General features: G+C 68.0%; 14 protein-coding genes. 2 read left to right on the top strand and 12 right to left on the bottom strand.

All coding sequences use genetic code 11. The features are described from left to right. Positions 1-53: 53 nt before the first annotated feature. Positions 54-2,618, bottom strand: a complete 2,565-nt coding sequence (gene mprF, locus ACZK1G_RS16370; protein WP_101765894.1) for a bifunctional lysylphosphatidylglycerol flippase/synthetase MprF — start codon at positions 2,616-2,618, stop codon at positions 54-56. A gap of 193 nt (positions 2,619-2,811) precedes the next feature. On the opposite strand from mprF, the gene ACZK1G_RS16365 reads away from it, so the two are divergent. Continuing rightward, complete coding sequence (locus ACZK1G_RS16365) at positions 2,812-3,159, top strand: RidA family protein (protein ID WP_005418155.1); 348 nt, start codon at positions 2,812-2,814, stop codon at positions 3,157-3,159. 52 nt (positions 3,160-3,211) lie between these two features. On the opposite strand, the gene rnfB is transcribed toward ACZK1G_RS16365, so the two are convergent. The 9 genes from rnfB to ACZK1G_RS16320 all read right to left on the bottom strand — a co-directional run bounded on the left by rnfB (position 3,212) and on the right by ACZK1G_RS16320 (position 12,349). After that, positions 3,212-3,625 carry an Rnf electron transport complex subunit RnfB gene (gene rnfB, locus ACZK1G_RS16360; protein ID WP_101765893.1) on the bottom strand — a complete coding sequence of 138 codons (414 nt, stop codon included), beginning with the start codon at positions 3,623-3,625 and terminating at the stop codon, positions 3,212-3,214. A 25-nt stretch (positions 3,626-3,650) separates the two neighbouring features. Next, positions 3,651-4,241 carry an HAD family hydrolase gene (locus ACZK1G_RS16355; protein WP_049447126.1) on the bottom strand — a complete coding sequence of 197 codons (591 nt, stop codon included), beginning with the start codon at positions 4,239-4,241 and terminating at the stop codon, positions 3,651-3,653. Positions 4,242-4,319: 78 nt separating this feature from the next. Beyond that, on the bottom strand, positions 4,320-6,401 hold the full coding sequence (gene metG, locus ACZK1G_RS16350; protein ID WP_101765892.1) for a methionine--tRNA ligase: 2,082 nt from the start codon (positions 6,399-6,401) through the stop codon (positions 4,320-4,322). 102 nt (positions 6,402-6,503) lie between these two features. Next, positions 6,504-6,947 carry a DUF2147 domain-containing protein gene (locus ACZK1G_RS16345; protein ID WP_014038046.1) on the bottom strand — a complete coding sequence of 148 codons (444 nt, stop codon included), beginning with the start codon at positions 6,945-6,947 and terminating at the stop codon, positions 6,504-6,506. Positions 6,948-7,360: 413 nt separating this feature from the next. Continuing rightward, positions 7,361-7,765 carry an SMU1112c/YaeR family gloxylase I-like metalloprotein gene (gloA2, locus tag ACZK1G_RS16340; RefSeq protein ID WP_049447129.1) on the bottom strand — a complete coding sequence of 135 codons (405 nt, stop codon included), beginning with the start codon at positions 7,763-7,765 and terminating at the stop codon, positions 7,361-7,363. Beyond that, a complete protein-coding gene (locus tag ACZK1G_RS16335) occupies positions 7,762-8,832 on the bottom strand; it encodes a serine hydrolase domain-containing protein (RefSeq protein WP_049447132.1) in 1,071 nt (356 codons plus the stop codon). Before ACZK1G_RS16335 ends, gloA2 begins: the two co-directional genes overlap by 4 nt. A 16-nt stretch (positions 8,833-8,848) precedes the next feature. After that, entirely contained in the window at positions 8,849-10,789 is a 1,941-nt protein-coding gene (locus ACZK1G_RS16330) for a DUF885 domain-containing protein (RefSeq protein ID WP_101765891.1), read from the bottom strand. A 94-nt stretch (positions 10,790-10,883) separates the two neighbouring features. Beyond that, a complete protein-coding gene (locus ACZK1G_RS16325) occupies positions 10,884-11,669 on the bottom strand; it encodes a queuosine precursor transporter (RefSeq protein WP_014038042.1) in 786 nt (261 codons plus the stop codon). Continuing rightward, entirely contained in the window at positions 11,666-12,349 is a 684-nt protein-coding gene (locus tag ACZK1G_RS16320) for a DUF502 domain-containing protein (RefSeq protein WP_014038041.1), read from the bottom strand. Before ACZK1G_RS16320 ends, ACZK1G_RS16325 begins: the two co-directional genes overlap by 4 nt. A gap of 76 nt (positions 12,350-12,425) precedes the next feature. Between ACZK1G_RS16320 and ACZK1G_RS16315 the strand changes: the two genes are divergently transcribed. After that, entirely contained in the window at positions 12,426-13,742 is a 1,317-nt protein-coding gene (locus ACZK1G_RS16315) for a hypothetical protein (protein WP_101765890.1), read from the top strand. An 8-nt stretch (positions 13,743-13,750) separates the two neighbouring features. Here ACZK1G_RS16315 and ACZK1G_RS16310 read toward each other — a convergent pair whose 3' ends face one another. After that, positions 13,751-14,467, bottom strand: a complete 717-nt coding sequence (locus ACZK1G_RS16310; RefSeq protein WP_049447240.1) for a hypothetical protein — start codon at positions 14,465-14,467, stop codon at positions 13,751-13,753. A gap of 47 nt (positions 14,468-14,514) precedes the next feature. Then, positions 14,515-14,967 carry a DUF4442 domain-containing protein gene (locus ACZK1G_RS16305; protein WP_049447139.1) on the bottom strand — a complete coding sequence of 151 codons (453 nt, stop codon included), beginning with the start codon at positions 14,965-14,967 and terminating at the stop codon, positions 14,515-14,517. Between the last annotated feature and the right edge of the window lie 59 nt (positions 14,968-15,026).

Raw genomic sequence — 15,026 nt, 5'->3', positions numbered from 1 at the left:
CCCACCAGAACGAGCCGCGGTAGCGTCGAGCCATGCCCGACGCTACCGCGGCCTCAGTTGCGCCGCGGGTCCAGCGAGATCAGGCGGGTGGCATCGAGCAGCGCCGCTGGCAGGTGCATGCCACCCGGCGCAGCGAGATAGCGTGGCCGCCACTGCGGGTCGAACTTCGACTTGAAGCGGCGCAGGCCACTGAACCCGTAGAAGCGTTCGCCATGCCGCGCCAGCAGGCCGGCCAGGCGGTTCCAGCGGCCGGCCAGGCGATGCTGTGCCAGCCCGGACAGTGGCGCCATGCCCAGCGAGAAGCGTGCATAGCCCTGCGCGCGGCCCCACAGGAACAGTTCGATGAAGAGGAAGTCCATCGTGCCCTTTGGCGCCTCGTTGACGTGTCGCATCAGGTCCACCGACAGCTCGGCACCGGCCGGTGCCTGCCACAGGTTGGCGAACGCCACGATCTGGCCTTCGGCCTCGACCAGCGCCACCGGGAAGCGCACCAGGTAGTCCGGGTCGTAGCTGCCCAGCGAGAAGCCCTTTTCGTCGCCGGCCTTGTCTTCCAGCCACGCGTTGGAGATCGCGTGCAGGCGTGGCAGCAGGCTGGGAATTTCTTCCACCTGTGCCACGCGGAACGACAGGCCGCTGCGCTTGCCGCGGTTCCAAGCCTGGCGCAGGTCGGCGCGTTCGCGGCCTTCCAGGCCGAAGTCGTGCAGCGGCACCATCGCTTCTTCGCCGAGCTTGACCAGACCCAGGCCGAGGTCAAGGTAGGTCTGCCAGTAGGTCTCGCCGACCTGGTAGAACACCGGGCGCAGGCCGAGCCGGTCGGCTTCCTCGCGGAAGCGCCAGATCAATGCGCGGGCGACGTCCGGCGGGCCGACCGGATCGCCCATCGCGATCAGCGAACCGCCGTAGCGCTGCATCATCACGAAGCCCTGCTTTGCATCATCGCGTAGCACCGCCTTGTCGGCGGTCAGCACCAGGCAGGCCTGGGTATCGGTGGCACCGGCCAGTACCGGCGCCAGCGATTGCAGCGTGGCTTCGTCGGCGGGTTGCAGCGGGCTGCGCGTGCTGTGCAGCAACCGCGCCAGGCCGAACATCACCAGCGCGATGGCCACCACCAGCAGTGCACGCAACGCGCGCGGTGCGTTGCCCGACACCGCGAACTGCCACCACAACTCGTTCTGGTATTCGACATGGCTGTAGGTGAAGAACAGCAGCCAGGTCACCGCCACCAGCACCAGGCCGAGGTTGCGCAGCCACGGCCACGACCAGGCTTCATCCAGCAGTGCGCCCTGGCGGTAGAACTCGCGGCGCGCGGCCCACAGCGCCATCGCCGCCAGCACTGCGGAAACTGCGATCAGCCATTGGCCGCCACGCAGCCACAGCGGCAGCGGGGTGATCACGCACACCGCCATCGCCAGCATCCACGCGGCGTGGCTGCGCCGGGCCAGGCCCTGGCCGATCAGCAGCAGCGCGACGCCACTGAGGCTGCCGATCAGGTGCGAGGTTTCCAGGATCGGCAGCGAGGCGTTCACCAGGTGACGGCGTGGCGTCGGCAGCGTGCCGTCGATGACCAGCGCCGCGCCGATGCTGAACACCGCCAGCGCGATGATCTGCGGCAGCCATGGGCGCAACGCGTTCCAGCCGGCGCGGGTCGCCCCGGCACTGGCCTGCAGCGGCTGCCGCAGGGCAGGCGCAAGTGCGAGCAGGGTGGCCAGCACCAGCGGCAGCACGTAGTAGGTAACGCGGTAGATCAGCGCCGCCGCCAGCACCGCCGCCGGTGCCACCTGTGGAAGCAGCTTCAACAGGCTCCACTCGAACACGCCCAGGCCGGCCGGCACGGTCGAGACCAGGCCGGCCAGCACCGCCACCAGGTACAGGCCGACGAAGCCGGGCAGGCCGGTCGGCGTGGAGTCCGGCAGCAGCACGTAGAAGGCGGCACTGGCCAGCACCAGCTCGATCACGCTGAGCACGGTGACGCCGATCATGGTGCGGCGGTCGGGCAGCCACAACGCATGGCCGAACACGCTGAACTGCCGGCCATCGCGGCCGACCAGCAGCACGGTACCCAGATAGGCGAGCAGGGCGACGATGCCGACGATGCGCACGGCATCGGGATTCAATGGCAATGCCAACGCCGCCGCCGCCGGTTCCATGCACAACGCCACGCTGATCAGCAGCCACGCACCGAACACGAAGCCGAGCGTGCTCATCAGCACCACCTGGCCGATCTGCGCCAGGTCGAGACCGGCGCTGCGATAGCCGCGCAGGCGCACTGCGCCACCGGTCAACGCGGCAAAGCCCACGGTCTGGCCCAGCGTGTGCGCGAGGAAGGCGGTGATGCCGATGCGCGCCGGATGCACGCGGATGCCGCTGCGGCGCAGGCCGATGGCATCGAAGCCGATCAGGCAGGCGTAGCTGGCCAGGCCGAGTGCCACGGTGAGCGCAATCTGGGCGCCGCTGAGATGGCGGAACGCCTGGCGGATGGCACGGTAGCCGTGCTCATCGAATTCACTGGCCAGGCCATGCAGGGCCAGCGAGAGGATCAGCAGGGGAACGACAATGGTGAGGACCCGCTTCCATGCCGGGGGGGAGGAAGCGGTGGCGGGGTCGGTGGCTGGGGTCATCGGCGCAAGGGTGCGTCAGGAGGGGCGAGGGCAGTGTCAACGCGGGGCGTGGCGCATCGTGCGCCTGTCGCGGTCATTTGACCAGCAGGTGTGTCGGAGCCCGGTAGTGATGTTGCGCGAAGGTTCCCCCTGCACCCACCGTTGACCGGTTTGGAGGACAATGCAGGCCTGATCACCCGCAGGAGCCACGCCCATGATGGAGCGTTACGACGTCGGACCGCGCATGTCCGAAATGACCGTGTACAACAAGGTCGCCTATCTCTCCGGCCAGATTCCGGAAGACACCAGCCAGGACATCACCGGGCAGACCCGACAGGTGCTGGCCGAGATCGACAAGCTGCTGGCGCTGGTCGCCAGTGATCGCCAGCACGTGCTGCGCGCCGAAGTGTTCCTGGCCGACATCGCCGACTTCGACGGCATGAACAAGGCATGGGACGAGTGGGTGGTCGAGGGTGCGACCCCGGCCCGCGCAACGTTCGAAGCCAAGCTGGCCCACGCCGAGTGGAAGGTCGAGATCGTGGTGACGGCCGCGGTGCCGTAATCATTGAACGGGGTCAGATCCCTTTCCCGTCGGAAAAGGGATCTGACCCCGGCTATGCCGGCACCATCTCGATGCAATCCACCGGGCACGGTGGAATGCACAGCTCGCAACCGGTGCACAGATCGGCAATGACCGTGTGCATGTACTTGGCGCCGCCGATGATGGCGTCCACCGGGCAGGCCTGGATGCACTTGGTGCAGCCGATGCAGTCGGCTTCCACGATCAGCGCCACCTGCGGCGCCTTGTGTTCGCCACGCGAACGATCAAACGGAACGGCGGGTACGCCCAGTACCTGCGCCAGTGCGCGCGCGCCGGCATCGCCGCCCGGCGGGCAGCGGTCCACGCCCGCCTCGCCGCGCGCCATCGCCTGCGCGTACGGGCGGCAGCCGTCGTAGCCGCATTGCCCGCATTGGGTCTGCGGCAGCAGGCGGTCGAGGCGTTCGGTCAGGGGCGGGATCAGGCTCATGCGTGGCGAAGGCTGCGCGTTGGGATTACTTCAGGGGTTTGCCACGGAACCAGCGCTCGTGCGCCAGCGCCAGCATCGGCTTGTCTTCTGAACTGTCACCGTAGGCATGGATGCGCACGTAGCGCGACAGATCGAACTGGCGGCGGATGTGCTCGACCTTGCGCGGGCCGCAGTCGCCGCCGGCATAGCGACCGGTCAGGCGGCCGTCCTGGCTTTCCAGCCGGTTGCAGATCAGCTGCAGGCCCAGCTGCTCGCACCACGGCCGCAGGTACAGGTCCAGCGAGCCGGACACGATCACCACGGTGTGCTGCTGTTCCTTGTGCCAGCGGATCTGTTCCAGCATCTCCGGGCGCACAACCTCGGGCAGGAACTCACGCGAGAAGCCGGCCGCCAGCGTGGCGATGTCATCGCTGTGGCGGTCGCTGAAGGTCAGGCGGGTGACGCGTGCACGGATGCGTTCGGCCGAGATCAGTTTCAGCTTGTACGCGGCCAGCCACGGGCCGACCTTCCACCACGCCTGCGCCAGCTGTTCGGCCGTGGCCACGCGGCGCAGGAAACGGCCATAGGTATCGCAGGTGGTCACGGTGTGGTCGAAGTCGAACAGCGCCAGTTCCATTCCGTTGCTTCCCATCGCGTTGCGTCCGGTGGCCGGTGCTGCCGGCGGGCGCGGCGGTGGCCACGCCCGCCGCGGGCATCAGCGGACCGGCATGCCCGGCTGTGCGCCGCTGTCGGCGTCCAGCAGCGCCAGCGCGCCGCCGTCGAAACCGGCCGACAGGATCATGCCTTCGCTCAGGCCGAAGCGCATCTTGCGCGGGGCCAGGTTGGCGATGAACACCACGCTGCGGCCGACCAGGGCTTCCGGCTCGCCGTAGCTGCCACGGATGCCGGAGAAGATCTGGCGCTTGCCCAGTTCGCCGGCGTCCAGTTCGAAGCGCAGCAGCTTGTCCGAGCCTTCCACGAACTCGCACACCAGCACCTTGCCGATGCGCAGGTCGAGCTTGGCGAAATCGTCGATGCCGATGTAGGCCGGGGCGTCGGTGCTCTTGGCTTCTTCCTTGGCCGGTGCCGGTGCGGCCGGCTTGACCGCATCGGTCTTGGCGGCGGGGGCGGCAGCGGCGGCCGGCTGCAGGGTGTCCTTGGAGGCGTCGATCATGGCGTCAATCTTCTTCGGGTCGATACGGGTGAACAGCGGGGTGTAGTCAGTGATGCGGTGGCCCAGCAGCGGCTGCACCAGGTCGGTCCAGTCGTTTGCCGGCGCGGCCAGGAAGGCCTCGGCCTGCGCGGCGGTGGCCGGCAGCACCGGCTTCAGTGCGGTGACCAGCACGCGGAACAGGTTCAGGCCCTGGCTGCATACGGCCTGCAGCTGTGCGTCGGCACCTTCCTGCTTGGCGATGACCCACGGCTTGACGTCGTCGATGTAGCGGTTGGCTTCGTCAGCCAGGGTCATGGTCAGGCGGATCGCCGCGGCCGGGTCATTGCGCTCGTAGGCTTCACGGATCGGCGCCAGGCCATCGACGAAGCGCTGGTATTGCGCCGCATCGGGCAGCTGCGCGGCCAACAGGCCGTCGAAGCGCTTGCTGATGAAGCCGGCGCAGCGGCTGGCCAGGTTGACGAACTTGCCGACCAGATCGGCGTTGACGCGGGCGATGAAGTCACCCAGGTTCAGGTCGAGATCGTCGACGCCGCCGCCGGACTTGGCGGCGTAGTAATAGCGCAGCGCTTCCGGCTCCAGGCCGGCATCGAGGAAGGTACGGGCCATCACGAAGGTGCCACGCGACTTGCTCATCTTGGCGCCGTCCACGGTCAGGTAGCCGTTGACGTGCAGGCGGGTCGGCGCGCGGTGGCCGGTACCGTGCAGCACCGCCGGCCAGAACAGGCCGTGGAAGTTGACGATGTCCTTGCCGATGAAGTGGTGCAGCTCGGTGCTGGTGCCGGCACGCAGGTGCGCTTCGAAGTCCTCGCCGAGCTTGCCGCACAGGGTCTGGAAGCTGGACAGGTAGCCGATGGGCGCATCCAGCCAGACGTAGAAGTACTTGCCCGGCTGGCCGGGAATCTGGAAACCGAAGTACGGTGCATCGCGCGAGATGTCCCACGCGCGCAGGCCACCTTCGGCATTGAGCCACTCACCGAGCTTGGCCTTCACGCCCGGCAGGGCGACATCGCCGGCCAGCCATTCGCGCAGGAACGCATCGAAGTGGCCCACCTCGAAGAAGAAGTGCTCCGAATCGCGCATTTCCGGCGTGGCACCGGAGATGACCGAACGCGGCTCCTTCAGGTCGGTCGGCGCATAGGTGGCGCCGCAGACTTCGCAGTTGTCGCCGTACTGGTCGGGGCTGCCGCAGTTCGGGCAGATGCCCTTGACGTAGCGGTCGGGCAGGAACATGCCCTTGGCCGGGTCGTAGAACTGCGCGACCGAACGGCGGCTGATGTGGCCGGCCGCCTCCAGCTTCAGGTAGAACTGCTCGGTCAGCGCCTGGTTGGCCGCCGAGTTGGTCGAGTCGTAATGGTCGAACGCCACGCCGAAGGCGGCGAAGTCACGTTCGTGGCTGGCCTGGATGTTGGCGATGAAGGTTTCCGGGGTAACCCCGGCCTTTTCCGCAGCCAGCATGATCGGCGTGCCGTGGGTGTCGTCGGCGCAGACGAACCAGGCCTTGCCGCCGCTCATTCGCCGCGCACGCACCCAGATGTCGGCCTGGATGTAGCCGACCAGGTGGCCCAGATGCAGCGGGCCGTTGGCGTAGGGCAGGGCGGTGGTGACGAGCGCGGTACGGGTCATGGTCGCGGGGTGAAGCCGAGGGGAACCGCAGAGTATCGCATGCCCGCAACGAGGTGACCCGGCCGGGGCCGGGTCACGGGGATGAAGCGGGAACGGGGGCGCTTATTCGCGCTGCCAGGTCTGCGCGCGGCAGATGAAGGCGATGCAGCCGGACACGTCCAGCTTGGTGCCACCCGGCTGCAGCTCCATCTTCGACTTGTAGGTCTTGCCGTTGGCCGGGTCGAGGATGGTGCCGCCGGACCACTTGTTGGCGCCGTCGGCCTTCAGGTTCCAGAGGATGGTCATGCCCTTCACCGGCTTGTTCTTGTTGGCGCCTTCACATCCATCGCAGACCGGGTTGGGGCCCTTGTCCGAGTGCAGGATGTCGACCACCTTGCCGGTCAGCGTGCCGTTGGCGGCCTCGGTGATCTCGACGATCGACTTCACCTTGCCGGTCTTGTCGTCGATGGTCTTCCAGCGGCCGGCGGCGCCGTCGGCGGCCTGGGCCGACAGGGCGGCCAGGCACAGCGGCAGTGCCAGCAGCAGGGTCTTGAAGGTGTTGCGCATGGTCCCCTCCCAGGGTTCATTCCGGCACGCTGCCGGCATGGGTCGACTGTATACCCATTCGGCGGGGTATGGGGAAGGGGGGCTTTGCAGGGCTGCGCCCTGCACCCGCGGTAGTGCCGGCCGCTGGCCGGCAACCTCAACAGCAACAGCCAGCATTCCGCGGTATGGCGGGGTGGGTCCGGTTGCGGGGGACGCCGTGAACCCGTCCCTGGGGGCTTGGCCGCGGCATCCATGCCGCGGACACCCCCGCAACCGGACCCACCCCGCCTTCGACAGGTTCCGTGTGCTGTGGGTAGGTGTCGACCTTGGTCGACACGGTAGATCCACGCCATGCGTGGATGGGACTTTCCGTGGCGGCGGCGGGGTCAGATCCCTTTTCCATTGGAAAAGGGATCTGACCCCGAATCACACGCTCAACCGACCTCGTACAGCTCCAGCGGCAGGTCGTCGGGGTCGGCGAAGAAGGTGAAGCGGCGGCCGGTGTATTCGTCCACGCGGATCGGCTCGCACGCCACGCCATGCGCGGCCAGGCGCTGGATGAATGGCTCCAGCGCGGCCACGCGGAACGCGAGGTGGCGCAGGCCCTGGGCTTCCGGGCGGCTGGGCCGGGGCGGCGGGGAGGGGAAGGAGAACAGTTCCAGCTGCCCGCCGTCGGGCAGGGCCAGGTCCAGCTTCCAGGAATCGCGCGCGCTGCGGTGGTTCTCGGCCAGCACGCGCAGGCCGAGGATGCGCACGTAGAAGTCCTTCGAGCGTGCGTAGTCGCTGCAGATCAGTGCGGCGTGGTGGATGCCCAGCAGGGCGTCGGCATCGCGGGTCATTGCAGGGTGTCCAGCCAGCGCTGGGCGATCTTCAGCGCCAGCGGATAGGGTTCGGGGTCGTTGCGGTTGGTCAGCACGATCACGGTCAGGTGCTTCTCCGGGTGGCGCACGATCACGTTGCGGAAGCCGATGCTCTCGCCGCTGTGCCATTGCACCGGGCCATTCAGGCGCCAGCCGAAGCCGTAGTGCGGTACGTCCGGTTCGGGTGTTGCCGTGGCCGGGCTGAACATCGCGCGGCGCGAGGCCTTCGACAGCAGGCGGTCGTCGTACAGCGCCGCATCCCAGCGGGCCAGGTCGTCCAGCGAGGAATAGATGCCGCCATCGCCGAGCACGGCGCTGGTGGTGCTCTGGTCCGTGCGTTGCCAACGGCCATCGATCCAGCTGTAGCCATAGGCGCGTGCGGCGATGGTATCGACGCCGTCCTGGTGGGCCACGGTGTGCGCCATGCCCAGTGGGCGGAAGATGCGCTGCTGCAGGAAGGCTGCGAAATCCTGGCCGGAGGCACGTCCGACGATCAGTGCCAGCAGCGCATAGCCGCTGTTGCTGTAGTGGTACTGCGTGCCGGGCGCGAAGTTCAGCCGGTCCTGGTGCGACAGCAGGGTCAGTACATCGGCGTCGTGCACCTGGCGGCTGTCGGCCGGGTCCATCAGGTCTTCGTAGTCGAGCAGGCCACCGGTGTGCGAGAGCAGCTGGCGGATGGTGATGGCGGCGGCAGCCGGTGGCAGTTCGGGCAGCCATTGCCGGGCAGGTTGATCCAGCCCGAGCCGGCCATCTTCCACCAGCAGCAGCACCGCCGCAGCGGTGAACTGCTTGCTGACCGAGGCCAGCCGGAAGTTGCTGGCCGCGGTGACCGCGGTGCCGTCCTCGACCACCGCCAGGCCATAGCCGCGGCGGAACACCGGCTTTCCGTCATGCAGCACCAGTACGGCGGCGCCGGGCACCTGGCCGTCGTAGGCCTGCATCAGGCCGTCGATGCCCGCATCCGGTGGGGTCAGCACCGGAGCGGCGGAGGTGGCCAGCGGCAGCAGGCCCAGCACGACGGCGAACAGGGCGACGGCAGGACGCATGGCGGCTCCGGAAGGGTCAGGGTGACGGGGCGGGCGTGGCGCTGGCGGGCTGAACCATCCAGCGCTCCATCTTGCGGTCCAGCACATCCAGCGGCATCGAGCCGTCCTTCAGCAGTTCGGCATGGAAGCGGCGCAGGTCGAAGGCGGCGCCCTGGCGTGCCTTGGCCTTGTCGCGCAGGGCAACAATGGTGGTCAGGCCAGCCACGTTGGACAGCGCCTGGCCGGGCTGGGCCATGATCCGCTCGACTTCGGCGTTGGCGTCGTCGCTGCTCATGTCCACGGTCTTCTGCAGGTAGGTGACGGCCTGCTGCTTGCTCCAGCCCTGTGCGTTCACGCCGGTATCGGCCACCACGCGGGCGGCGCGCAGCAGGCGCGAGTACAGGTAGCCGATGCGGTCGTAGGGATCGGTGTAGATGCCCAGGTCTTCGCCCAGCGTTTCGGCGTACAGGCCCCAGCCTTCGACGAAGGCAAGATCGCCACCGAGGCGGCGGAAGCGCGGCAGCTTGGCCAGCTCCTGCTGCAGGCCCAGCTGCACGTGGTGGCCTGGGATCGCTTCATGCAGGTACTGCACCGGCACGTTCCAGCGCTTGCGGCTGGGCAGGTCGCGGGTGTTCACGTACAGCACCGCGGATTGCCCGGGCAGTGCCGGCTGATAGGCCGCGGCAGCGGCGGTCAGTGCGCGCTCCGGTTCCACCGCGCGTACGTCCAGCGGCGCCTTCGGCATCGTATCCAGCACCTGCGGCAGGCGTGCGTTGACCTGCTGCTGCACCTGGCGGTAGCGGTTGATCAGCGCGTTGGCATCGCCGTACTGGAACTGGCGGTCGTTGCGCATGCTGCGCAGCAGCTTGGTGGGGGTGCCGCGCAGCTTGGCATCCTTCATCACCGTGGCGATCTGGGCCTGCAGTTCCTGCACGCGTTGTTCGCCCAGCGCGTGCAGCTGCGCGGCGGTCTGGTCGCTGGCGGTGGTCTGCACGATCAGGTTGGCGTACCAGGCCTGGCCATCGGGCAGTGCGCCCAGGCCGCTGCTGGCGCGGGTGGCGGGCAGGTATTCGGTGGCGATGAAGCCGCGCAGGGCGCGGTAGGCCGGCATGATGCGCAGTTCGATCATGCGCTTGTACTCGGCGCTGATGCGCGCCTTGTCCTCGGCCGGGATGGTGTTCGGCATGGTGCGGATCGGCGACCAGAAGATGCTTTCCTCGGCGGTCGGCTTGATCACTGCATCCAGCTGCGGCAGCACTTTTTCCATCAGGTCGCGCGGCTGTACCACGCCGGCCTTCATGCCCTGGCGCATGTTGTCGATGGCCTGGTCGAACAGCTCGGGAATGCCCAGCGAACGGCGCGACCAGGTGTCGTAGTCCTGCACGGTGTTGAACGGCTGCGCGCCGGCGCCGGCACCGAGGATCGCCATGATGCTGCCGATGTTGTAGTACTGGCTGATCGGCATCATCCAGCTCGGGTAGCGCTCGGCGGCCAGCGAAGCGCGCGCGTCGCGCACGAAGATCTCGTAGCTGAGCAGGTCCTGGCCCTGCAGGCCGTCGCTGCCGAGTTTCTCGACCTTGCCCAGCCACTCGGTGGTGAAGTCGTGCGACTGCTGGCGCCAGGCGGCGGACAGTATGTTGGGCAGCTGGTCGTTGTAGCGGGGTTCGCCCTGGAAGGTGGCCTGCAGCGGGTTCAACCGCATCGAGGCATCCCAGTATTCGTCGTACAGGCGTTCCAGCTGTACCTGCTTGGGTACGGCACGGGCCGGTGCGACCGGGCGCGGCGCGGCGCGGCGTGCCGAGCTGCCACGCGCCGGCGCGGTGGCGCGGGCGGGCTTGGCCTTGGGCTTGGCAGCCTGGCGGGTCTGCGCGGCGGCAGGGCGGCTGGCCTTCTTCTTCGCTGCTTCGGCCGACGGCACGGCACTGAACAGGAACAACGCGGCGATGGCGGCGGCCAGGGCGCGGGTGGGATGCGGCATCAGGAGCTTCCGTGGAACACAGACCGTGGAGCTTGCACGATCCGGCCGCGTACGGCCAGCGTGAAGGCGCAGTCAGCTTGCCGCCGCTGGGGCTTCAGTCAGCCGCCGCAGCAGCGCGCAACGCAGCGGCCCTGTCTGCGCCCAGATAGCGGGTGATCGCGCGCCGCATCAGGTACAGCAGCGGAATCAAGGCAATCGCAAAGCCCATCTTGTAGATGTAGTTGACGCTGCTGACGGCCAGGAACAGCGAGGTCGGCCAGTGCTGCGGGCCGAGCACGAAGGCAATCCAGATCACCACGAAGCTGTCCACCACCTGCGAGATCGCGGTGGACCCGGTCGCACGCAACCACACGTGGCGCTCGCCGGTGGCTTGGCGGATGCGATGGAATACCGCCACGTCGATCAACTGGCCGAGCAGGAAGGCCACCAGTGAACCGGCGATGGTCCACATGCCCTGGCCGAACACCGCTGCGAATGCGGCCTGGTAGTCCGGCACGCCGTGGCCGTCCATCGAGGTGACCCACCAGCTGGCCGGCGCCAGCGATATCGCCGCGAAGGCGAACAGGAAGCCATAGGCGATCAGCACCACGGCCAGCCACGAGATGAAGCGCACGCCGCGCTTGCCGAAAAACTCGTTGATGGTGTCGGTCATGATGAACACCACCGGCCACAGCAGGGTGCCGGCGGTGAAGCTGAGCGAGCCGGTCTGGCCGAACAGGTTCCAGTTCAACGGATCGATGCCCAGGGTGTCTTCCAGCGCGAAGATCTTCACCCCGATCAGTTCGGCCAGCACCGCGTTGCCGCAGAAGAACGCGGCCAACACGATGAACAGCAGGACCGCGCGGTCCTGCAGCGGGCGCTCGATCGGCGCCGCGGTCATTCGCTGCGATCGCCGGCGCGCGTGAACGGAACGCTGGACGGCGCGACGGCGCCGCCGGAAATGATGAAGCTCATGGCCTGGTCGACGGTCCAGTCGGTCGGGGTCAGCAGCTCCACCGGCACGATTTCCAGGTAACCCGAAGTCGGGTTCGGCGTGGTTGGCACGTACACCGCGGCCAGTTCACGGTCGGTGCCGTGTTCCTTGATCACGCGGGTGACCAGCCCGACCGACTTCATGTCGCGGTGCGGGAAGTCGATCAGCACCACGCGCTGGGTGCTGCCCGGTTCGGTCTGCAACATGTCCAGCAGTTTCTTGGCGCTGTCGTAGATGATGCTGGCCAGCGGAATGCGCTTGATGACCGCGCCCACCCAGCGCAGCAGGCGCTGGCCCAGCACGCGGCGGCTGGCCACGCCCACCGCCAGGATCACCAGCAGGGTGGCCAGCAGGGCGATGGTGTCCTGGATCCACTCGGCACGGACCCAGCCGAGGTAATGCGGGAAGCTTGTCGCGATCTGCTCGGAAAGCGGCACCACCAACGGGCTGGAGATGCCCGACAGCAGCACGAACACGAACTTGACCACGACCCAGGTCAGCCAGATCGGCAGCAGGGTGAGCAGGCCGGTCAGGAACAGGCGCTGCAGGGAGGGGCGGGGGACCAGGGCGGGGGCTTCGAGCGACATGTGCGCATTGTAGCGGTCACGGCCGGTCGATTACGCTGGGGAATCGACTGCGGCAACGGCACATGGAAGGGAAGCTGTGTTGAAGATTCTGCGCGGACTGGGTTGGACCCTGGCAGGCCTGCTGGTGCTGGCCATCGTGGTGTGGTGCGCCTCGCGCATGTGGCCGGTGCCGGAATCGCGGCTGCAGGCCCAGCAGCGCTTGCAGGCCCGCCTGCCCGTCCACGGCCACAACGGCTTCGCGCTGCTGTGGACGCTCGCGTTCGACGATCTCGACACACGCCAGCGCGAACAGGCGTTGGCCCGCGATGTGCAGCGTTGGGAGGCGGATCCGCGCGGCAATGGCGGCGCGGGACCGCAGCTGGCGGAGGACCATGACGAGCTGCGATCACGACCGGCGGCCAGCTGCGGACCGACCGCCAGCGACTGCCTGGGCCAGGTGCGCGCCGATCCGCAGCGCTTCATTGATGCCCACGCTGGCCACCAGCAGCTGCATGCGCGCCTGGACCAGCTGGCCGATGCAGACCACTTCGCATCGCCGTTCCGGCCCAAGGGCGATGGCATCCTGGTGCCGCTGCCGACCTATGGCCTGATGATCGATGCCACCAGCGCGCGCGCGCTGGCCTATGTGCAGGGCGATATCGATGGCGCGTTGCGTGGCAGCTGCCGTGGGCTGCAACTGGGCCGCCGGCTGGTGACGGGCGGCAGTTACCTGGTGGAGAGCATCATCGGTACCAGCCTGGTGCAGGCCAATGCCCAGCTGCTGGCCGACATGCTGGTCGAGCTGCCGGCCGACCATCCGCTGCCAGCGGAATGCGAGCAGGCGATGCAGCCGATGCTGGCTGCCGAACAGAGCCTGTGCCGTGCGATGCAGGGTGAGTACGCGATGAGCCGGGCCGCGATCGAAACCTCGGCGCAGGAATTCGGCGGGGTGCTGGTACTCGATCGCAGCAGCACCCTGGCGCGCGCGGCGGGCAATCTGGGCTGGGCATGCGGCGCGGCGGCGATGGCCGCGCTGGAAGCGGATCGCCCGCTGCCGGTTCCGGCACCGCCGCAGCATGACTTCGGCTGCCTGTCGAACATCATGGGGTGCGTGCTGACCGATATCGCCCGCCCGGTCTATCCCGCCTATTCGTCAAGGACCCAGGATGCCGCCGCGATGGTGCGGCTGATCGGCGCGCAGCGCTGGTTGCGGCAGCAGGCGGAGGACCCGGTGGATGCGCTGCAGCGCCTGCCTGCCCAGTTCCGCTCGCCGGTGCGGGCACCGCAGCTGTCGGCCGATGGTCGCCGCCTGCAGGTGCCGCGGCGTTCACCGTCGCGCAGCAGCGACGAGAGCCCATGGCTGTCGGTGCCGCTGGTGATGGAGAACGCCCCGGGCGCTGCTGCGCGCGACTGATCAGCGGCTCAGTCGCTGCCCGCCAGCGGATCGAATGCCCAGCCATCACCGATGGTCTGCAGTGTCCAGCGGCGACGGCTGTGCAGGGGCTCCCAGCGCACGCTGTCCTTGTCGTTCTCGATGCTGCCTTCGCTCCGCTTTACCTTGCGGGTGGAGAAGTTCACGCTCACCGATTCGGTCTGCCCGGAATTGCGCATCACCGAATTCTGGTCGTAGCCGATCAGCGCAAAGGCATCGTCCTGCCAGCGGAAGGTGAAGGCGGTCGTGCCCATTGACCAGCTTCCCGCGCTGGCGAATGAAAACAGCGCGACCTTCAGGGTGCCGCGCTGGATGCTGACGCTGCCGTCTTCGAGCGGGTCGCTCATCACCGGATTGTCCGGGCGCGGTATCAGCTGGTGGTCCTGCACCGCCAGCACATAGCCGGAGGGGCGCGACCACGCCACGGCGAGAATGCGCGGGTTGCTGTCGTACGGCGAGGGTCCGAATCCATCGTGCTCGATGACGTTGCGCGGCTCCTGCTGGCGCAGCACCAGCACCAGGTCCGCGCGGCCATCCTGGTCGAGATCGCCTTCGACACTCGATTCAAGCGTCCAGCCCTGGGGTACGAAACCGGCGGCATTGGCCGCCTGTGCCGGCAGCGTCGGATACCGCACCGGCGGCAGGTCCAAGGCGTGGGCGGCGAAGGGCAGGGTGGTCAGCAGTGTGGCGAGAGCATACGGGCGCATCGGAGCCTCCATGGCAGGGAGGCAGAGGATAGCGCCCGCGTACTGGATCAGCGTGCGTGCGGCTTCAACCGCAGGTAGACCTGCTTGCGTACCTGGGCGACCACCTCGCCGCTTTCGTCGACGACATCGTTGCTGAACCAGCGCAGCACCTTCTCACCGCCAGCCGCTTCGGCACGCAGCTCAGCCAGCAGTGCATCGTCGATGCGGAACGAAGTGCGCACCGTGCCCCGGCCAGGCTTGAGGAAATCGATCGCACCGGCCCGGTCCCACACATAGTAGTCACGGCCCAGGATGTGCAGCAGGCCAAGCATCCAGAACGGATCGGTCATCGCGAACAGGCTGCCGCCGAAATGCGTGCCCACGTAATTGCGGTTCCAGGGCCGCATCCGCAGTGCCACGTCGATCTGCCGGTAATCGGGCGTGATCCGGGTGACGTGGATGCCGGTGAACAGGAACGGCGGCCAGAGGTTGATGCCGAAGCGGAACAGGCGGGCGTTCATGCGGGTCCGGGGCGCGAGGCGAGGCGCCCAGTCTAACCATTCGCATGCGTATGTTGCAC

Source organism: Stenotrophomonas sp. 109824_Sma (genome assembly GCF_056480025.1).
The sequence above is the reverse complement of the archived record's forward strand: the minus strand, read 5'-3'. Positions and strand labels throughout refer to the sequence as shown.